The sequence below is a fragment of the Stenotrophomonas nematodicola genome, assembly GCF_009467805.1.
Taxonomy (GTDB): Bacteria; Pseudomonadota; Gammaproteobacteria; order Xanthomonadales; family Xanthomonadaceae; genus Stenotrophomonas; species Stenotrophomonas nematodicola.
In genome coordinates, this window is record NZ_WIAY01000005.1 from 1 (window position 1) to 18,327 (window position 18,327).

General features: G+C 68.2%; 16 protein-coding genes and 2 tRNA genes. 6 read left to right on the forward strand and 12 right to left on the reverse strand.

The features are described from left to right. The 3 genes from GDJ08_RS14490 to cydD form a co-directional block, all read right to left on the reverse strand. Window positions 1-108, reverse strand: a 108-nt coding sequence (locus tag GDJ08_RS14490) for a transposase (protein WP_153165151.1), incomplete at its 3' end; no start/stop codon positions are given. Window positions 109-511: 403 nt separating this feature from the next. Further along, window positions 512-2,182, reverse strand: a complete 1,671-nt coding sequence (gene cydC / locus GDJ08_RS14495; protein WP_153165152.1) for a thiol reductant ABC exporter subunit CydC — start codon at window positions 2,180-2,182, stop codon at window positions 512-514. Further along, window positions 2,179-3,906, reverse strand: a complete 1,728-nt coding sequence (gene cydD, locus GDJ08_RS14500) for a thiol reductant ABC exporter subunit CydD (RefSeq protein WP_153165153.1) — start codon at window positions 3,904-3,906, stop codon at window positions 2,179-2,181. The genes cydC and cydD overlap by 4 nt, the downstream gene beginning before the upstream one ends. A 230-nt stretch (window positions 3,907-4,136) precedes the next feature. On the opposite strand from cydD, the gene GDJ08_RS14505 reads away from it, so the two are divergent. The 6 genes from GDJ08_RS14505 (at window position 4,137) to GDJ08_RS14530 (ending at window position 8,876) form a co-directional block, all read left to right on the forward strand. Further along, window positions 4,137-5,726, forward strand: a complete 1,590-nt coding sequence (locus GDJ08_RS14505; RefSeq protein WP_017357476.1) for a cytochrome ubiquinol oxidase subunit I — start codon at window positions 4,137-4,139, stop codon at window positions 5,724-5,726. Window positions 5,727-5,741: 15 nt separating this feature from the next. Continuing rightward, the gene (gene cydB / locus GDJ08_RS14510) at window positions 5,742-6,896 is read left to right on the forward strand and encodes a cytochrome d ubiquinol oxidase subunit II (RefSeq protein ID WP_017357475.1); all 1,155 of its coding nucleotides are present in this window, start codon (window positions 5,742-5,744) and stop codon (window positions 6,894-6,896) included. 31 nt (window positions 6,897-6,927) lie between these two features. Continuing rightward, window positions 6,928-7,041, forward strand: a complete 114-nt coding sequence (cydX, locus tag GDJ08_RS14515; protein WP_017357474.1) for a cytochrome bd-I oxidase subunit CydX — start codon at window positions 6,928-6,930, stop codon at window positions 7,039-7,041. 48 nt (window positions 7,042-7,089) lie between these two features. After that, window positions 7,090-7,166 (forward strand) — tRNA-Pro (locus tag GDJ08_RS14520). 136 nt (window positions 7,167-7,302) lie between these two features. Next, window positions 7,303-7,379: transfer RNA gene (locus GDJ08_RS14525), tRNA-Pro, on the forward strand. Between the two features lie 285 nt (window positions 7,380-7,664). After that, on the forward strand, window positions 7,665-8,876 hold the full coding sequence (locus tag GDJ08_RS14530) for a CynX/NimT family MFS transporter (RefSeq protein WP_153165154.1): 1,212 nt from the start codon (window positions 7,665-7,667) through the stop codon (window positions 8,874-8,876). 24 nt (window positions 8,877-8,900) lie between these two features. Here GDJ08_RS14530 and GDJ08_RS14535 read toward each other — a convergent pair whose 3' ends face one another. The 9 genes from GDJ08_RS14535 to GDJ08_RS14575 all read right to left on the reverse strand — a co-directional run bounded on the left by GDJ08_RS14535 (window position 8,901) and on the right by GDJ08_RS14575 (window position 18,286). Beyond that, on the reverse strand, window positions 8,901-10,148 hold the full coding sequence (locus GDJ08_RS14535; protein WP_136003262.1) for a glutamate-5-semialdehyde dehydrogenase: 1,248 nt from the start codon (window positions 10,146-10,148) through the stop codon (window positions 8,901-8,903). 23 nt (window positions 10,149-10,171) lie between these two features. Then, window positions 10,172-11,323 (reverse strand): glutamate 5-kinase, encoded by a 1,152-nt coding sequence (gene proB / locus GDJ08_RS14540; protein ID WP_153165155.1) that lies wholly within the window; start codon window positions 11,321-11,323, stop codon window positions 10,172-10,174. A 13-nt stretch (window positions 11,324-11,336) separates the two neighbouring features. Then, entirely contained in the window at window positions 11,337-11,597 is a 261-nt protein-coding gene (locus GDJ08_RS14545) for a YciI family protein (RefSeq protein ID WP_136003260.1), read from the reverse strand. A gap of 45 nt (window positions 11,598-11,642) precedes the next feature. Beyond that, entirely contained in the window at window positions 11,643-12,938 is a 1,296-nt protein-coding gene (argH, locus tag GDJ08_RS14550; protein WP_153165156.1) for an argininosuccinate lyase, read from the reverse strand. A 12-nt stretch (window positions 12,939-12,950) separates the two neighbouring features. Next, window positions 12,951-13,907 (reverse strand): N-acetyl-gamma-glutamyl-phosphate reductase, encoded by a 957-nt coding sequence (gene argC / locus GDJ08_RS14555; protein WP_153165157.1) that lies wholly within the window; start codon window positions 13,905-13,907, stop codon window positions 12,951-12,953. After that, entirely contained in the window at window positions 13,904-14,503 is a 600-nt protein-coding gene (locus GDJ08_RS14560; RefSeq protein WP_153165158.1) for a GNAT family N-acetyltransferase, read from the reverse strand. The genes argC and GDJ08_RS14560 overlap by 4 nt, the downstream gene beginning before the upstream one ends. Before the next feature lie 4 nt (window positions 14,504-14,507). Next, on the reverse strand, window positions 14,508-15,836 hold the full coding sequence (locus GDJ08_RS14565) for an acetylglutamate kinase (protein WP_017356624.1): 1,329 nt from the start codon (window positions 15,834-15,836) through the stop codon (window positions 14,508-14,510). A 73-nt stretch (window positions 15,837-15,909) separates the two neighbouring features. Continuing rightward, window positions 15,910-16,998 (reverse strand): acetylornithine deacetylase, encoded by a 1,089-nt coding sequence (locus GDJ08_RS14570; protein WP_153165159.1) that lies wholly within the window; start codon window positions 16,996-16,998, stop codon window positions 15,910-15,912. Between the two features lie 94 nt (window positions 16,999-17,092). After that, on the reverse strand, window positions 17,093-18,286 hold the full coding sequence (locus GDJ08_RS14575) for an argininosuccinate synthase (RefSeq protein WP_017356626.1): 1,194 nt from the start codon (window positions 18,284-18,286) through the stop codon (window positions 17,093-17,095). Between the last annotated feature and the right edge of the window lie 41 nt (window positions 18,287-18,327).

Below are 18,327 nucleotides of genomic sequence, written 5' to 3' on the forward strand. Positions count from 1 at the left end.
CGAGGCCTCACTGAAGCCATGTTGGCGGCACAGATCCTTGATCGGCATGCCGGCCTCCGCCTCGCGCAGGAAGCCGATGATCTGTTCTTCGGAAAAGCGCTTCTTCACGTCCAATCTCCTTGTCGTTGAGGATTGGACTCCAAACCGTCGTGCTACTCAATCTCGGGCGGACGTCGGGCGGATGCATCTCGACCTTCAAACAAACTCTGCCATCCATTGACGAATCGTCCCAGGAAGCCTCATTGATTGAACTGCTTGGCCCCAGTGCTCTCGCCTGTCAGCTGAGAATTCGCGTAGCCCTCTGAAGAATATCGACCGGCTCAAAGAGCGTTCGTCCAGCACAATGAGCACCGCCGAACTTGCAGCCCAGTCGATTTCGTATCTCCAGAAGCGCCCAATCGTGCATCAAAACCCCACTTCGTCTTGAGGGGAAGATGCGCTTCCGGCGGCTCCGGAGCGACATGCTTCCCATTGATGCCCAAACGATCGCCAGGTCAGCAAACCTTCCGCCCTACCCCAACCCACCCTCACGCAACCGATAACTCCGGTGCACGATGCCCTCCGGCAGTTCGTCGTGGGTGATCATCAACAGGCTGCGCTGCCCCAGCGCGGCCACCATGTCGTGCAGCAGTGCCTGCGCGGTATCCACGTCCAGGCCTTCGGTGGGCTCGTCCAGCAGCAGGATCGGTGCCTCGCGCAGCAGCGCGCGGGCCAGCGCCAGACGGCGTGCCTGGCCGGCCGACATCGTGGCCCCGTTCTCGCCGACCCAGGCGGACAATCCCCCCAGTTGTTCGGCCCATGTCTGCAGGCGCACGTCTGCCAGCACCTGCCACAGCCGCGCGTCGCTGGCCTCGGGGTCGCCCAGACGCAGATTGTCGGCGACGGTGCCGGCGAACACCGGTGCGTTCTGCGGCAGCCAGGCGATCTGGCGGTGCCATTGATCCTGCGCGACGTGGCGGATGTCGATGCCGCCATAGCGCACGTAGCCGCCATCGGGGTCCCACAGCCGCAGCAGCAGTGACGACAGGGTGGTCTTGCCGCTGCCGCTGTCGCCGCGGATGGCGATGCGCTCGCCGGGGCGAAGCTGCAGCTGTACTTCGTCGAGCAGTGCGCGCGACTGGCCCGGCCAACGGAAGCTGACGCGCTCGAATGCCAGGGTGGCCGGCTCAAGCGGAATCGCGACCGGGTCGGCCGGCTCGTCCACGCCCGGCGGCTGGTCGACGATGGTATCCAGGCGCACCGCTGCCACGCGGCCGGACAGCCAGGACTGCCAGGCCAGGCCGATGCCGGCCCAGAGTTCGAGCAGCGCCACCGTGAGAAACACCAGCGCGGCCGCGAGTGCGGCGTCGATGGCACCGGTCTCGAAGCCGTGCAAGGCCAGCCACAGCATGGCCACCAGGCCGCCGGCCGCGCACAGGCCGTGCAGCGCGGTGCCACTGAGCAGGCGCCAGCGGCGGCGGCGGTCGCGGGAGCGCAGCTGCTTGGCGGCGACCAGCACGCGCAGGTTCCAGTGCTCGCGTGCCTGCAGGGCGGTCAGGTCGGCCGCGCCTTCCAGGCCTTCAAACGCCTGGGTGCGCAGCTGGGCCCGGTGCAGCGCGCGATCGCGCTCCTGCCCGGCAACGCCACGCACGGTCAGCCACGGCACGCCGATGCCGACCAGCAGCGTCAGCACCGCCAGCAGCACGGCCGCCGGCGGGTAGATGATGCCGGCCGAGAGCACGCCCACCAGCGAGATGCCGCCGAGTGCGAGCAGCGGCCCGATCGCGCGCACCAGCAGGCCGTCGACTTCGCCGATGTCCGACATCAGTCGCGCCAGCAGCTCACCGGTGCGGATGCCGGCCAGACGCGCCGGCGCCAGCGGCAGCGCGCGGCGGAAGAACCACACGCGCAGGTCGCGTGCGATGCGCAGGGTGACGTCGTGGCCGACCAGCTTTTCAAAGTAGCGCGAGACGATGCGCGCCATCGTCAGGCCGCGGATGCCGGCCGAGGGCGAGAAGAAGTTGAAGCCGCTGCCCAGCCCGGCGGCACCGGCGAGCGCGGCGGCGGTGAGGAAACCACCGGACAGCCCCAGCAGTGCCGTGCCGGCCAGCATCGTGGTCCACAGCAGCAGGACGGTGAGCAGCAGGCGGGCACGATGGCGGGCGAACACGCCGCGCAGGGTGTCGATGCGGGGCGCGCTCATGCCGGCAGCTCCGAGGCGTGCCGGGCGCCACCGGCGGTCAGGGTCAGCCGCGTGTCGGCCCAGCGCATGGCGGCCTCGCTGTGGGTGGCGATGACCACGCTGCGGCCGCGCGCAAACGCGGCCAGGGTGCGCAGCAGGTCGGCTTCGGTCTCCGGATCGAGGAACGCGGTAGGCTCATCAAGCAGCAGCAGCTGCGGGTCGCGCAGCAGCAGGCGGGCCAGGCCGATACGCCGTGCCTCGCCACCGGACAGGCCAAAGCCACGCTCGCCGATCACGGTGTCCAGGCCCTGCGGCAGGGCGGCGGCGAAGCGCATCACCTGCGCCGCCTCGGCGACCGCACGCAGGTGCGCATCGGTGGCGCCGGGGTCGGCCAGGCGCAGGTTGTCGGCGATGCTGCCGTGGAACAGGTACGGGCGCTGGCCGGCGTAGCCGATCTCCAGGCCCGGCCGCAGCACGATGCTGCCCGACTGCGGCGGCAGCCAGCCGGCCAGCGCTTCGAGCAGGGTGCTCTTGCCACTGCCACTGGGCCCGACCAGCGCCACGCGCTGGCCCGCCTCGATGTGGAACGACAGGTGCTGCACCACGTCGTGCTGGGCGCCCAGCGGGCGCAGGCTGAGATCGCGCACCACCACCGGCGGCGCGTGCGCTTCCAGCAGCTCCGGCGTGCGCGCGGTGGCGGCCGGCGCGTCGGCCGTGACGTCTTCCGGCAGCTCGCCGAGCAGGCGCTCCACCTCGGCGGCCGCGGCCAGTGCGTTGGCGCGGTCGTGGTAGTGCGCGGCCAGCCGCCGCAGCGGCGCGTAGAACTCCGGCGCCAGCAGCAGGCAGAACACGCCGATGCCCAACGTGGGCACCTGCGCATGCAGCGACATCAGGCCCAGATAACTCAGACCGAGATACAGCGCGACCATCGCCACGCTGACCGACGCGAAGAACTCCAGCACGGTGGAGGACAGGAAGGCGATGCGCAGGACCTTCATGGTGCGCTCGCGCACGCCTTCGGCGGCGGCCTCGACCCCGGCCAGCTCGGCCTCGCCGCGGCCATACAGGCGCAGCAGGCCCAGGCCCTTGATGCGGTCGGCGAAATGGCCACTCATCCGTGCCAGCTCGCCCAGCTGCGCGCGGCCGGCGGCTTCGGCGCCCCACCCCACCAGCATCATGAAGAACGGCACCAGCGGCGCGGTGAACACCAGGATCAACGCCACCACCCAGTCGGCCCAGGCCACGGCCAGGGCGATCAGCAGCGGTACCACCACCACTTCGATGCGGACCGGCTGATAGCCGGCGTAGTAACTCTCGATGGCATCGGCATGGGCCAGCATCAGCTCGCCCATCTCGCCGGTGCGCTGCTGCCGCAGCCACAACGGGCCGCGCCCGAGCAGCCGCCGGTAGACCCGCTCGCGCAGTGCCAGGCGCGCCGCGTCGGCCACATCGCCGGCGGCCGCCTGGGTGGCGGTGCCGAGCGCGGCCCGTACCGCCAGCAGCCCCAGCAGCCCCAGCAGGACCGGGGTGGCCTCGGCCAGCGGCCGGTGGTCGACCAGTACGGCCTGGATCAGCCAGGCGATGGCGGCGGCCTGGCCGATCAGCAGCGCCCCGGACAGGCAGATGCACAGGGCGGCCAGCCGCTGCTGGCGGCGGGCGGCCCCGCCCAGCCCGCCCAGCCAGCGCAGGCGCTGCCGGCGCAGGGCGGCGGTCTCAACAACGGTGGCGTCAGGGGGTATGCTCAAAACGGTTCACTGGCGGCCACAAGGAGGTTCCGTCGATTGTAGAGGGTGCTGGCACGTCGCTCGTGCGGCAAGCGGTCGCAGGCTCGGCCAGGGTGCATACCATTCCTTCGCGAGATCGTTTGTACATTGATCTAAATCAAGGCTAATTGAAGTTGTCGGTCACAGAATTCACCCCGTAGACCCCCCTTCCCGCCACCTGTAACGGCAAAACCCAACGAGGTAGCCAGGCCATGATTGATCAGACAGTCGTAGAACTGTCGCGGCTGCAATTCGCTCTGACCGCGATGTACCACTTCCTTTTCGTACCGCTCACGCTTGGCCTGTCCTTCATGGTGGCCATCATGGAAAGCGTGTACGTCATGACCCGCAAGCAGGTCTGGCGCCAGATGACCCTGTTCTGGGGCACGCTGTTCGGCATCAACTTCGCCATCGGCGTTGCCACCGGCATCGTGATGGAATTCCAGTTCGGCATGAACTGGTCGTACTACAGCCACTACGTCGGCGATATCTTCGGCGCCCCGCTGGCGATCGAAGGCCTGATGGCGTTCTTCCTGGAAGCGACCTTCATCGGTCTGTTCTTCTTCGGCTGGAAGCGCCTGACCCCGGTCAAGCACCTCACCGTGACCTGGCTGATGGCCCTGGGTACCAACCTGTCGGCGGTGTGGATTCTGATCGCCAACGGCTGGATGCAGAACCCGACGGGCGCGATCTTCAATCCGGAAACCATGCGCATGGAGGTGGTGGATTTCGCCGCCGTGCTGTTCAACCCGGTGGCGCAGGCCAAGTTCGTGCATACGGTCAGCGCCGGCTACGTGACCGGTGCGGTGTTCGTGATGTCGATCAGCGCGCTGTACCTGCTGCGCAACAAGCACAGGGACATGGCGCGCCGCTCCTTCGCAGTGGCCGCGGCCTTCGGCCTGCTGTCCTCGCTGTCGGTGGTGGTGCTGGGTGACGAGAGCGGTTACGCCGCCAGCGAGCACCAGAAGATGAAGCTGGCGGCCATTGAAGCGATGTGGGAAACCGAGCGTGCGCCGGCCGACTTCACCGCCTTCGGCATTCCCAACCAGCAGACCCAGCAGAACGATTACGCGGTGAAGATCCCGTACCTGATGGGCCTGATCGCCACGCGTTCGTTCAACCAGCCGATTCCGGGCATCCTGGAGCTGGTCGAGCGTGCGGAACACCGCGTCCGCGGTGGCCAGCTGGCCTACGGTGCGCTGGAGCGCGTGCGCAAGGACAAGAACGACGTCGAAGCGCGCGAAATGTTCGATCGCCACTGGCAGGATCTGGGCCACGGCCTGCTGCTCAAGCGCTATCGCGAGGACATCCTCAACGCCACCCCCGAGGAGATTTCGAAGGCGGCGATGGACACCGTGCCGCGGGTCGCCCCGCTGTTCTGGACCTTCCGCATCATGGCCGGGCTGGGCTTCTACCTGATCGCGTTCTTCGCGGTGGCCTTCTACTTCTCCTGCCGCCACAACTTCCAGGACAAGCGCTGGTTCCTCAAGCTCGCCCTGTGGACGCTGCCGGCACCGTGGATTGCAATCGAATGCGGTTGGTTCGTGGCCGAGTACGGCCGCCAGCCGTGGGCGGTGGACGGCGTGCTGCCGACCTTCTATGCCGCCTCGGGCCTGGCCCTGCATGAAATCCTGACCACGCTGGCGGTGTTTACCGCGCTGTACACGGTGCTGCTGGTGATCGAAGTGAAGCTGATGCTGAAGGCGATCCGCAAGGGCCCGGACGACATCCTGCCGTCGCTGCAGGCTGCAGCCACGTCCCTTTCCCCCAATGCCGCTGCGCCGACCCACGGTCAGGCGTAAGGCAGGAGAACCCAGATGGAATTCATTGGACTCGATTACACCACGCTCCGCGTGATCTGGTGGCTGCTGCTCGGCATTCTGCTGATCGCCTGGGCGGTGATGGACGGTTTCGACCTCGGCGTTGGCACCCTGCTCCCGTTCGTGGCCAGGACCGACGACGAACGCCGGCTGGTGATCAACACCGTCGGCCCGGTGTGGGAAGGCAACCAGGTGTGGCTGGTGCTCGGTGGCGGTGCGATCTTCGCCGCGTGGCCGCCGCTGTACGCGGTCAGCTTCTCCGGCTTCTACCTGGCGGTGTTCCTGATGCTGTTCGGGCTGATCCTGCGCCCGGTCGCCTTCAAGTACCGCAGCAAGATGCCCAGCAAGCGCTGGCGTGGGAACTGGGACCGTGCGCTGTTCGTCGGCGGCCTGCTGCCGGCATTGATCGCCGGCGTGGCGGTGGGCAATGTGCTGGTTGGCGTGCCGTTCCACTTCGATGACAGCATGCGCATCTTCTACACCGGCACCCTGATCGGCCTGCTCAACCCGTTCGCGCTGCTGGCCGGTCTGGTGAGCGTGGCGATGGTGGTCGCGCACGGTGCCGCAATGCTGGTGCTCAAGACCGACGGCCCGGTGGCCGAGCGCTCTGCCCGCTACGGCAGCGTCGCGGCGGTGCTGACGTTCGTGCTGTTTGCACTGGCCGGTGTGTGGGTGGCCTTCGGCCTGCCGGGCTACCAGATCACCTCCCAGGTGGTCACCGATGGCCCGACCAACCCGCTGCTCAAGACCGCTGAACTGGGCAGCCTGGCCGGTGGCTGGATGCGCAACTACAGCAGCATGCCCGCCACCGTGCTGTTCCCGATCCTCGGCCTGATCGGTGCACTGGCCAGCGCGGTCCTGCTGCGGGCCCGTCGCGGCGGCCTGGCGTTCATCGCGTCGGGCGCCTCGATCGCCGGCATCATCCTGACCGTGGGCTTTGCGATCTTCCCGTTCCTGCTGCCCTCCTCCAGCCAGCCGGGCTCCAGCCTGACCGTCTGGGACAGCTCCTCCAGCCACCTGACCCTGGGGATCATGCTGATCGCCACGGCCATCTTCCTGCCGATCATCATCGCCTACACCTCCTGGGTCTACCGCGTGATGAAGGGCAAGACCACGACTGAAGAAATGGGCGACAACCCCAACGCTTACTGACGCGCCCCGGTGGCGCTCTAGGAGACCTACAATGTGGTACTTCGCTTGGATTCTTGGTGCAGGGCTGGCTTCGGTCGTGGCCATCCTCAACGGCATGTGGTTCGAAGCCCGCGAGCAGAGCCGTACGGATAACGAAGAAGGCTAAAAAAAGGTTGCCGGCGCGGTCTTCACACCGTATCCTTGTCGGCTCCTTCGGGGTGTAGCTCAGTCTGGTAGAGCGCTACGTTCGGGACGTAGAGGTCGCAGGTTCGAATCCTGTCTCCCCGACCACTCCGGTGGTCGCATTGAAGCCTGGAAGCGTCAATTCCAGGCTTTTCTGTAAGAGCCGTGGCAACACGGCACCGAAGGCATTTCACGGTCCCCCTTGCCGCCGAAGGGTGGGATCGATACAATAGGCGGCTCCTTACGGGGTGTAGCTCAGTCTGGTAGAGCGCTACGTTCGGGACGTAGAGGTCGCAGGTTCGAATCCTGTCTCCCCGACCAGTTGATGGTCACATTGAAGCCTGGAAGACATCCGTCCTCCGGGCTTTTTTGTGTCCCTCTGTCTGGGGTTGCCGCCCAGCGGCCGCCCCCTCCTTGGCGGCGGTCGGCCCACCGGGTGGGCACGACCGGTTCATGGGTGGCGGGTACAATGCCCGCCACCGGGATGCGCGCACTCTGCCGCATCCCTGCCATCGCACTCCCGCAGTCTCCGGCACTCTGCCGGTGTCTGCGCTTCCGCACATCCGGCCCCCACCGTGATCGCGCCACCTGCAAGAGATCCACGCCATGCCCCATACCCCTTCCCATGACACGTCCCTGCTGCAGGGGCGCGTGCTCGCCTTCACCGCGATCCTGCTGGCCGCGCTGAACCTGCGCACCGCCGTCACCTCGGTCACGCCGCTGCTGGATGTGCTCGGCCAGACCTTTGGCTTCGGCACCACCATGACCGGCGTGCTCGGCATGCTGCCGACCGCCTCGTTCGCGCTGTTCGGCGTCACCACGCCGATGCTGGCACGCCGCATCGGCCTGGAGCGCACCGCGCTGCTGGCGATGGCCCTGGCCGCCGTGGGCCTGCTGCTGCGCTCGCTGGCCGGTGGCGTGGGCAGCCTGCTGTTCGGGTCGGTGGTCGCCCTGGCCGGCATGGGCATCGGCAATGTGGTGGTGCCGCCGCTGGTGAAGCGCTACTTCGCCAACCGCGTCGGCACTGTCAGCACGCTCTACATCACCGTGCTGCAGATCGGCACCATGATGCCGGCGCTGCTCGCCGTGCCCCTGGCCGAACAGGCCGGCTGGCGCGTGTCGCTGGGCATCTGGGCGCTGCTGGCCGTGGCCGCCGCCCTGCCCTGGCTGCTGCTGGCGCGCAGCCGCCCGCACCCGGATCCGCTGGCCCCGACCAGCGATCCCGGTGCCCAGCCGCACGGCAAGGTCTGGAAGACGCCGCTGGGCTGGGGCATGACGCTGATGTTCGGCATGACCTCGCTGATGACCTACTCGATGTTCACCTGGCTGCCGCGCATCGTGGTGGAAGCCGGCGCCACGCCGCGTTTCGGCGGCATCATGGTGGCCATCTTCGCCGCACTCGGCCTGCTGCCCTCGCTGACCATGCCGGCGCTGGCCGTGCGCCTGCGCAACCCCTTCCCGCTGGTCCTGATCGGCTTCACCGCCTTCCTGATCGCCTTCGCCGGGCTGCTGTTCGCGCCGATGAAGGCGCCGTGGCTGTGGGCGGTGCTGCTGGGTATTGGTCCGTCCACCTTCCCGCTGGCGCTGACCCTGATCAACCTGCGCACCCGCACGCCGGCCGGCTCGGCCGCGCTGTCCGGGTTCATGCAGGGCGTCGGCTACGCGTTCAGCTGCCTCGGCCCGTTCCTGTTCGGCTGGCTGCATGCGGTCAGCGGTGGCTGGCACCTGCCCTTCGGCTTCCTGGCGCTGTGCGCGCTGGTGCTGCTCACGGCGTCGTGGATTGCCTGCAAGCCGCAGAAGCTGGAAGACCAGTGGTGAGACACCGGGCGCGGTAACCGCGCCCTACGCCCGCGTCTGGCCGTCGCCACGCACCACGAAACGCTCCACTGTCAGCGCCTCCAGCCCCATCGGGCCGTAGGCGTGCAGGCGCGTGGTGGAGATGCCGATCTCCGCGCCGAGGCCGAGTTCGCCGCCATCGGAGAACCGCGACGAAGCGTTGACCATCACCACCGCCGAGCGCAGTGCGTGGACGAAGCGGTCGGCGGCAGCGGGGTCGTCGGTGGCGATCACTTCGGTATGGTCCGAACTATACTGCTGGATATGCGCCAGCGCCTGGTCGAGATCGTCGACCACGCGCACGGCCAGGATCAGGTCCAGGTACTCGGCGGCGTAATCGTCCTCGGTGGCCGGTGCGGCATCGGCCAGCCACTGGCGGGCGCGGTCGTCGGCACGCAGCGCGACACCGCGCTCGCGCAGCGCCGCATCGGCCAGCGGCAGGAAGGTGCCGGCGACATCGGCATGCACCAGCAGCGTCTCCAGTGAATTGCAGGCCGACGGCCGGCTGCACTTGCCATCCACCAGCAGCGCCACGGCGCGCTGCAGATCGGCGGCACGGTCCACGTACAGATGACAGACGCCCTTGTAGTGCTTGATCACCGGCACCCGCGCATGCTCGGCCACGAAACGGATCAGGCCTTCGCCGCCGCGCGGAATCGCCAGGTCCACCAGGTCGTTGAGCTGCAGCAGCGCCAGCATGGTCTCGCGGCGCAGGTCCTCGACCAGGGTCAGGGCCGCGTCGGGCACCCCCGCCTCGCGCAGCGCGCGCTTGAGGGCGGCGGCAATCGCCGTATTGGAGTGGATCGCCTCGGAACCACCACGCAGAATCACGCCATTGCCCGCCTTGATGCACAGCGCGGCCGCATCGGCGGTGACGTTCGGGCGTGCCTCGTAGATCATCGCGATCACCCCCAGCGGCACGCGCACCTTCTGCACGCGGATACCGTTGGGGCGCACGTCGTCGCGGGTGACCACGCCGACCGGGTCCGGCAGTGCGGCCACCTCGCGCAGTGCGGCGGCGATACCGGCCAGCCGACGCGGGTCCAGCGCGAGGCGGTCCAGCATCGCACTGCCGACGCCCTTCTCCGTCGCCGCCGCGAGGTCGCGCGCATTGGCGGCCAGAATCCCCTCGGCATCGGTTTCCAGCGCTGCCGCCATTGCCTCAAGCAGGGCCGCCTTGGCCGGCGAAGACAACTGCGCCAGCTGCTGCGCGGCATCCCGGCACTGCGTGGCCAGGGATCGGATATCGGTCATGGCAGGGGTCTCGGTCGAAGGCATCACAGCAGCACCAGGTCGTCGCGGTGGATCACGTTGCCCCCGTAGTTGTAGCCCAGCACGCGCTCGATGTCGCGCGAGTGGTGGCCGGCCACGCGGCGGATATCACTGGCCGAGTACTGGCTGACGCCGCGCGCCAGGCGCAGCTCGCCGGTCCCGGTGCGCAGCCGCACCTCGACCATGTCGCCGCGGCGGAAGTCGCCCTCGGCACCGAGCACGCCACCGGGCAGCAGCGATGCGCCCTTGTCGCGCAGCGCGGCGGCGGCGCCGTCATCGACCAGGATCGCGCCCGGCTCCAACGGCGCATGGCGCAGCCAGTACTTGCGTGCGGCAACCCGGGTCTGGCCGGGATGGATGCGCGTGCCGAACAGCCGGCCCTGCGCCAGTGCACGTACCACGTCGCTGTCGCGGCCGTTGAACAGACAGGTCTCGATACCGACACGGCCGGCCTTGGCCGCCGCTTCCAGCTTGGTATGCATGCCGCCGGTGCCAGCCCCGCTGCCGGCACCGCCGGCCATCGCCAGCACCTGCGGGGTCAGTTCGGGGACGTCGTGGATCGGGTGCGCCTGCGGATCGCGGCGCGGGTCGGCGCTGTACAGGCCGTCGATGTCGGTGGCGATGAACAATACGTCGGCATCGATCAGCGCTGCCACGGTGGCGGCGAGATTGTCGTTGTCGCCCAGCTTGAGCTCGTCCACCGACACGGTGTCGTTCTCGTTCACCACGGGCAAGGCACCCAGGCGCAGCAGTTCGTTGAGGGTGGCGCGTGCATTGAGATAGCGGCGGCGGTTGCGCAGGTCGTCGTGGGTGAGCAGCACCTGCGCCACCGGGCGTTCGAAGAAGCGCTGCCACAGCCCGATCAACTGCGCCTGGCCAAGCGCGGCCAGCGCCTGGCGCGCCGCCATCGCGGCACCGGCTTCCAGTGCGCGCGGCACGATGGCGCGCCCGGCCGCGACCGCGCCGGATGACACGATCACCACTTCGCGCCCGGCCAGCACATGCGCGGACACGAACTGGGCAAGGCCCAGCGCATGGCGCGGCGAAAGGCCACCCCCGTCGGCGGCCAGGAGGCTGCTGCCGACCTTGAGCACCGCGCGCTTCCACGCGGGCACCGGCTGCTCGGGAAACGGTGATTGCACGCGGGTCGGAGTCATCGCGACGTACGCCTCATCGGGTGGACCATTCGTGGACCGTGGCCGTGGCGCTGCCCTCTGCCATCAACGGGTCGGCGTCGACAATGGCCTGCGCGGCGGCGCGATCGGTCAGGTTCTGCAGAACGTAGGCGCCGCCGGTCTTGTCGGTGAAGCCACCGGTAAGCAGCAGCTGGTCATTGGCGCGCAGCGTATCGAGGAAGCGCGCGTGCGCCACGCCCACCTCGTCGCGGAACGCGGGCGTGCGGGTGACCAGTACCAGGTAGCAGATCTTCATGTCAGTCTCCCAAGAAAAACGGCGGCCTCGCGGCCGCCGTCGTGATTACACCAGCGCGGCCCAGCGGGCGCGCAGTTCGTCCAGCCGCAGGTCGGCAGCCGCGCCGGGCGACACGCGCGCGGCCAGGCTGCCTTCGGGCGTGCGGCCCTGGCCAGCGGTGTCCGAGGCGGCCGCGGCGGCCTTGTAGGCCTCGCGGAACGGCACGCCGGCAACCGCGGCTTCAACGGCGACATCGGTGGCGTACATGCCCGAGTCGATCGCCGCGCGCAGCTTGTCCTCGCGCCATTCCAGGTTGGCCAGCAGCGCCGGCAGCAGGTCCAGCGCGGCCAGGCCGCGGCCGAAACCGTGGAAGATGGCGCCCTTGCTGCTCTGCAGATCGCGGTGGTAACCGGACGGCAGCGACAGCAGCTGTTCGATCTCGGTGCGTGCGGCCGCCACGCTGGCGTGGGTGGCGCGCATCAGCTCGATCACGTCCGGGTTGCGCTTGTTGGGCATGATCGAACTGCCGGTGGTGTACTGCGCCGGCAGCGCGACGAAACCGAACTCGCCGCTGGTGAACAGCGACAGGTCCCACGCGATGCGGCGCAGGTCCAGGGTGGCCCCGCCGAGCGCTTCCAGTGCGGCCAGTTCAAACTTGCCGCGCGAGAGCTGCGCGTAGATCGGCGACACCTGCATGCGCGCGAAGCCGAGCGCGGCGGTGGTGTGCGCGCGGTCCAGCGGCAGGTTGACGCCGTAGCCGGCGGCGGTGCCGAGCGGGTTGGCGTCGATGAGGGCGAAGGTGTCGTGGGCGCGGATGGCGTTGTCGATGAAGGCTTCGGCCCAGCCGGCCCACCACATGCCCGCCGAGGACACCACGGCGCGCTGGATATGGGTGTAGCCCGGCACCGGCAGGTCCTTCTCGGCCTCGGCACGGTCCAGTGCGACCTTGGCCACTTCGCGGCTCACCGTGGCCACGTGCAGCAGCTTGTCCTTCAACCACAGGCGCGTGGCGACCAGGATCTGGTCGTTGCGGCTGCGCCCGGTGTGGATCTTGCGGCCGGCATCGCCCAGGCGCTCGGTCAGGCGCGCTTCGATCGCCGAGTGGCAGTCCTCGAAGCGCTCGTCGAGCACGAAGGCGCCGCTGCGGAAATCGTCGGCCAGCACGTCCAGTTCGCGCTGCAGGCCGGTGCGCTCATCGCCAGACAGGATGCCGATGTTCTCCAGCCCCTGGGCGTGCGCTTTGCTGGCGGCCACGTCGTACAGGAAAAACTCGCGATCCAGGATCACGTCGTCGCCGGCCAGGAAGGTCTGGATGCTGGCGTCCACCGCCACGCCGGGCTTCTGCCACAGAAGGTCTGCCATGTCTTGCTCCAATCAATGCGGAATTGCGCTGAGTTCGTCCAGGCCAAGCGCGAGGTTGAGGTTCTGCATGGCCTGGCTGGCCGCGCCCTTGAGCAGGTTGTCCAGGGTCGCCACCACCACCACGCGCTTGCCGCCCGGGGCCACATCGAAGCCGCCGATCTGCACGCCATGCCGGCCGGCGATGCGGCTCACCCACGGCGCCTCGTCGATCACCTCGATCAGCGGCTCGTTGGCGTAGTAGGCCTGGTAGGCGGCCACGACCTCCTCACGGGTGTGGACGCGGTCCAGCCACAGGTTGACGGTCATGGTGATGCCACGGAAATGCGGTGCCACGTGCGGCATGAATTCCACCGGCACACGCAGGTGCGCGGACACTTCGCGCTCGTGGATGTGGTTGGTGAGCGAATACGGCATCAGGTTGTCGTGCAGCAGCGCCGGGTTGTTCTTGTCCGACGGCGTGGTGCCCGCGCCGGAGTAACCCGAGACACCAAAGCACTGCGGCGGGCCGGCCAGGTGCTTGAGCAGCGGGCTGATCGCCAGCTGCATCGCGGTGGCGTAACAGCCGGGGTTGCTGATGTGCTTCTGGCCCAGGTAGTCGCCACGGGTCAGTTCCGGCAGACCGTAGTACCAGTGCTCGTTGAAGCGGTAGTCGGCCGACAGGTCCACGATCACCGTGTCAGGACGCGCAGCGGTGAGGGCGGCCACGAACGGCGCGGACAGGCCGTTGGGCAGCGCCAGGATCACCGCGTCCATGCCCTTGGCAGCGACCGCGTCGGCATCCAGGTTCTCATACAGGAGCGGTGCTCCGTCCTGCTGCGTCAGGTGGGGAACCGGTTGCCCGGCCAGCTCGCGCGAGGACACAAAGCCCAGCTGCAGGTTCGGGTGCGCGGCAATCAGCGTGATCAGCTCGGCACCGGTGTGGCCACGGGCGCCGACGATGCCGACGGTGAAGGGGGTGGAGGTACTCATGCGTGTGCGTCCAGGCGGTGCTGCAGGTGGCGCTTCACGCCCTGCCACTCCGCGTCGATGATGGAGAAGATGACGGTGTCGCGCGGCGTGCCGTCCGCGTGGCGCTTGTGGTTGCGCAACACGCCGTCCTGCTTGGCGCCCAGGCGCGCAATGGCGGTGCGCGAGGCGAAGTTGAACCAGCTGGTCTCAAACACCACGCTCAGGCACTGCAGACGCTCGAAGGCATGGGTGAGCAGCATCAGCTTGGCCTCGGTGTTGACCCCGGTGCGCTGCGCGGCCTGCCCGTACCAGGTGTAGCCGATGCTGAGGCGCGGCACCTCTTCTTCCAAGCGGTAGTAACGGGTGGTACCGACGATCTCGTCGTCCGCGTTGAACACCACGAACGGCAGCACCTTGCCCTCGGCCTGCGCCTGCAGCGCGGCCTGGACGTAGCCGGTCATGGTCCTGGCCGAGGGCACCTGGGTGTACCAGAGCTGCGACAGGGCGCCGTCGCCCAGCGCGCCGCGCAGGCCATCGATGTGGGACATCTGCAGCGGCTCCAGCCGCGCGTGCGTGCCGGCCAGGGTGGGAACCCGGGTCCAATCGGCGTGATTCATCGGTTCAGCCCTCCAGGCTCGGTGTACGCACCGCGCAATGATCGACGTAGGTCTTGATCCGCTCGAAGCCGTCGGCGCCGAACCAGAACACCTTCCAGGCGCCCTGCTTGTAGCACCCGTCGGATTCGGCGTAGTAGAAGTGGTTGATCGGGTTGCCGTGGCGCGAGCGCCAGAACAGCTGCGGGGTTTCTTCCAGCATCACGTTCCATACCGCGCGCCCCAGCCCCTCGCCCTGCGCGTCGTCGAGCACCGCGAACTTGTCCAGGTACACGCCTTCGGCCTCGTCGGTGAGGATCACCGCGGCGCGGTAGTTCTCGCTGACGTACGCGCGCAGCAGGCGGGTCTTGTCGAAGTAGTCCGGCACCAGGGTGCGGCCGAAGCTGGATTCGATCAGGCCCTTCAGGCGCGGCAGGTCCAGTTCGCTCCAGGCGGTGGCGCGCAGCACCTTTTCGCCCTTGCGCACCAGCGTGCCCGAGCCCTTGTGGGTGAACAGTTCCTTGGCCAGGTCCGAGGGGCGGGTGATGGACACCGACGACTCCAGCGGCAGGCGGTCCAGCAGGTCCTTGATCTGTTCGATCTTCACGCGCATGCCGCCGTGGATCCACGGCTGCTGCATCAACTGGTCGTATTCGGTGGACAGGTTGATCGAGTCGATCACCCTGCCCTCTTCATCCAGCAGGCCACCGGTACCGGTGAGGAAGATGATCTTGTACGGCTGCAGTTCCTGCACCAGCTCGTTGGCGGCGAAGTCGGCGTTGACGTTGAGGATCTGCCCGCAGCGGGTTTCGCCCAGGCTGGTGATGACCGGGATCGACCCGGCACGCAGGCTCGCTTCGATCGGGGCCAGGTTGACCTTCTTCACCTCGCCGACCAGCCCGTAGGTGGCCTGGTCCAGGTACTCGGCCTCGAACACGCCACCGGTGATCGAGGTTGCACGCGCGCCGTTCTGCTGCAGCGCTTCGACCAGCTGCAGGTTGGACGCCTGGAACACCCGGCGCACGATGGCCAGGCCTTCCGGCGAGGTCACGCGCAGGCCGTTGACCGTTTCCTTGACGATCCCGGCGGCCGACAGCTCGGCATCCAGCTGCGGACCGGCGCCGTGCAGCACGATCGGGGTCAGCCCGACTTCCTGCAGGAACGACAGCGAGGAGGTCAACGCGTCCAGGTCGTCGCGCAGCACGGCGCCGCCGACCTTGACCACGGCAAAGCGCTTGGCGTCCAGCTGCGAGAAGCGCTTGAGGTACTGGCTGATCTCCTTCGCGCTGGCCATGCTCGAGAGCAGGCGCACGATGGTCTGGCGGGTCTGGCGGTGGGGCTGGAGGGAAGAAGGCATTTCAGTATCGTCACAGGCGGCCGCAGCCGCGATGGAGGGTCCGTCAGTGGCAGGCCACGACGGCGTCGTTCGATCAGGCGCCGTGCGCGATGATCCGGTGCACGGCATCGGTGTAACGCTGCAGCTGCTCCAGCGTCACGAACTCGTCGGCGGTGTGGGCCTGGGCGATGTCGCCCGGACCGTACACCATCGTGGTGTAACCGGCCGCCGAGAACAGCGAGGCTTCGGTCCAGAAGTCCACCGCGTTGCCGATCGGGATATCCAGTGCGTCGGCCACGTCACGCGCGGCCAGGCGGCGGTTTTCCGCTTCGGCGATGTCGCCGGCCGGCAGGCTCGGGCCACGGAAGGTTTCGGTGAACAGCGCCGCGGCCGGTTCGGCGAAACCAGCGAAGGTGGCCAGCAGCGCGTCGATGTCCATCGACGGCAGCGGACGGAAGCCGAACCGTAGTTCAGCCGCCGGCGCGATCATGTTGGCCTTGATGCCGCCCTCGACCCGGCCGATGTTGAAGCGCAGGCCGGTGAGCCCGCCGAAGCGCGCATGCGACAGCGATTCCACGTGGTCCAGCGCGCGGTTGCCCCAGCGCATCGCCTGGTGCAGCGCGCTGGCGGCCGCATCCTGCTTGCCCGAGGCATGCCCGGCGCGTCCGGCGAAGTTCATCAGCACCGAGCTGATGCCGCGATGGGCGAGCACCGCTTCGCTCATGGTCGGCTCGGCCACCAGCACCGCGTCATATGCAATGCCACGGGCCAGGAACGCGGCGATGCAGCGCGGATCGTTGGCTTCCTCGTCGCTGGAGAACAGGAACGCGGCATCGCCATCGCTGGCATTGGCCGCAGCCACCAAGGCTGCCGCCGCGCCCTTGATGTCACACACGCCCAGACCGATGACGCGGTCGTCGGTACGCCGCATCACATGCGGGTCGGTGGTCCAGTGCGGCGAATCGGGCACGGTATCCAGATGCACGTTGAACAGGTACTTCGGGGTGCCCCGCACCGCGTACAGGCTGACCGCACCGTCACCGTGATCGATCACCTCGACGTTGAACCCGGGCAGGTTCGCGCGCAGGTAGTCGAAGATGCCGCCGGTGGTGATCGCACGCGGCGGATTGCGGGTGTCGAAGGACACCAGTGCCTGCAGGTGGTTGAGCGTGTGTTCCAACATCAGTCCGGGAATCCATCAGGGTGGGCAGTGCCGGCCGCGGGCCGCCACTACGGGTGGCGCGGCGCCGGGCAGAGCCCGGCGCTACGTGGATCGCTCAGCGGTTCACCTGCGCGTACAGCGTGGAGCTCATGCCGAACAGCTTGATGAAGCCTTCCGCCTCCTCCACGCCCCAGTCGGCCGACTGGGCGTACGTGGCGCCCTTGGTGTTGAGCAGGTGCGGCGAGCGCACGGCCACCGCATCGACGCGGCCACCGCGGGTTTCCAGCACCACTTCGCCGTTGACCTTGGCCTGCGAGGACTTCAGGAACGCCTCGATATCGGTCTTCAGCGGGTCGTGGTAGAAGCCTTCGTACACCAGCTCCACCCACTTGCGCGCCACGTCCGGCTTGAAGCGGTTCTGCTGCTTGGTCAGCACGGCATCTTCCAGCGCGCGGTGCGCGGCCAGCAGCGAGACCAGGCCCGGCGCTTCGAACACGATGCGGCCCTTCAGGCCGATCACGGTGTCGCCGGTGTACACGCCACGGCCCACGCCGTACGGGGCGAACAGCTTGTTGAGCTTGGCCAGGATCTGCTCGCCCGCCATCGCCTCGCCGTCCAGGGCGACAGCCTCGCCTTCGACGAACTTCAGCGTCACGGTCAGCGCCTCGGCCGGCCACTCGCTGCGCGGTGCGCACCAGCCGCGGGCGCCTTCGCCCGGGGCTTCCCAACGGTCGATCTCGCCACCGGACATGGTCAGGCCGAGCAGGTTTTCGTTGATGGTGTAGGCCTGCTGCTTGGCGCGCACGCCGAAACCGCGCTCTTCCAGGTACTTCTGCTCGTAGGCGCGGGTCTGGGTGTGTTCCTTCTGGATTTCGCGGATCGGCGCGACGATCTGGTAGTCGCCCAGCGCCTTCACGGCCAGGTCGAAGCGGACCTGGTCGTTGCCCATGCCGGTGCAGCCGTGGGCGATGATGTTGGTGCCCAGCTCGGCGGCGCGCTTGAGCGCGGCATCCACGATCAGGTAGCGGTCGGACACCAGCAGCGGGTACTGGCCCTGGTAGCCTTCGCCGGCCCACACGAACGGCTTGACGAAGCCGCTCCAGATTGCCGGACCGCCATCGACGGTGACGTGGCTGGTGACGCCCAGCTCGGCGGCGCGCTTCTCGATGAAATCACGCTCTTCGTCATCCACGCCGCCGGTGTCGGCGAACACGGTGTGCACGTTGTAGCCGCGCTCCTGCAGGTAAGGCACGCAGAAGCTGGTGTCGAGTCCGCCGGAGAAGGCCAGGACGATGTCTTTCTTGCTCATGGGGGTCTGATCTCGTAGCGCCGGACACGGCCCGGCGGTGG

Bases quoted from the DNA above. Each gene is read 5' to 3' on its own strand.
- GDJ08_RS14570 (WP_153165159.1), bottom strand. From the start codon at position 16,998: ATGTTGGAACACACGCTCAACCACCTGCAGGCACTGGTGTCCTTCGAC.
- GDJ08_RS14505 (WP_017357476.1), top strand. From the start codon at position 4,137: ATGATTGATCAGACAGTCGTAGAACTGTCGCGGCTGCAATTCGCTCTG.
- GDJ08_RS14535 (WP_136003262.1), bottom strand. From the start codon at position 10,148: ATGACCGATATCCGATCCCTGGCCACGCAGTGCCGGGATGCCGCGCAG.
- GDJ08_RS14575 (WP_017356626.1), bottom strand. From the start codon at position 18,286: ATGAGCAAGAAAGACATCGTCCTGGCCTTCTCCGGCGGACTCGACACC.
- GDJ08_RS14545 (WP_136003260.1), bottom strand. From the start codon at position 11,597: ATGAAGATCTGCTACCTGGTACTGGTCACCCGCACGCCCGCGTTCCGC.
- cydX (WP_017357474.1), top strand. From the start codon at position 6,928: ATGTGGTACTTCGCTTGGATTCTTGGTGCAGGGCTGGCTTCGGTCGTG.
- cydC (WP_153165152.1), bottom strand. From the start codon at position 2,182: ATGAGCGCGCCCCGCATCGACACCCTGCGCGGCGTGTTCGCCCGCCAT.
- argH (WP_153165156.1), bottom strand. From the start codon at position 12,938: ATGGCAGACCTTCTGTGGCAGAAGCCCGGCGTGGCGGTGGACGCCAGC.
- argC (WP_153165157.1), bottom strand. From the start codon at position 13,907: ATGAGTACCTCCACCCCCTTCACCGTCGGCATCGTCGGCGCCCGTGGC.
- GDJ08_RS14530 (WP_153165154.1), top strand. From the start codon at position 7,665: ATGCCCCATACCCCTTCCCATGACACGTCCCTGCTGCAGGGGCGCGTG.
- GDJ08_RS14565 (WP_017356624.1), bottom strand. From the start codon at position 15,836: ATGCCTTCTTCCCTCCAGCCCCACCGCCAGACCCGCCAGACCATCGTG.
- cydB (WP_017357475.1), top strand. From the start codon at position 5,742: ATGGAATTCATTGGACTCGATTACACCACGCTCCGCGTGATCTGGTGG.
- proB (WP_153165155.1), bottom strand. From the start codon at position 11,323: ATGACTCCGACCCGCGTGCAATCACCGTTTCCCGAGCAGCCGGTGCCC.
- GDJ08_RS14560 (WP_153165158.1), bottom strand. From the start codon at position 14,503: ATGAATCACGCCGATTGGACCCGGGTTCCCACCCTGGCCGGCACGCAC.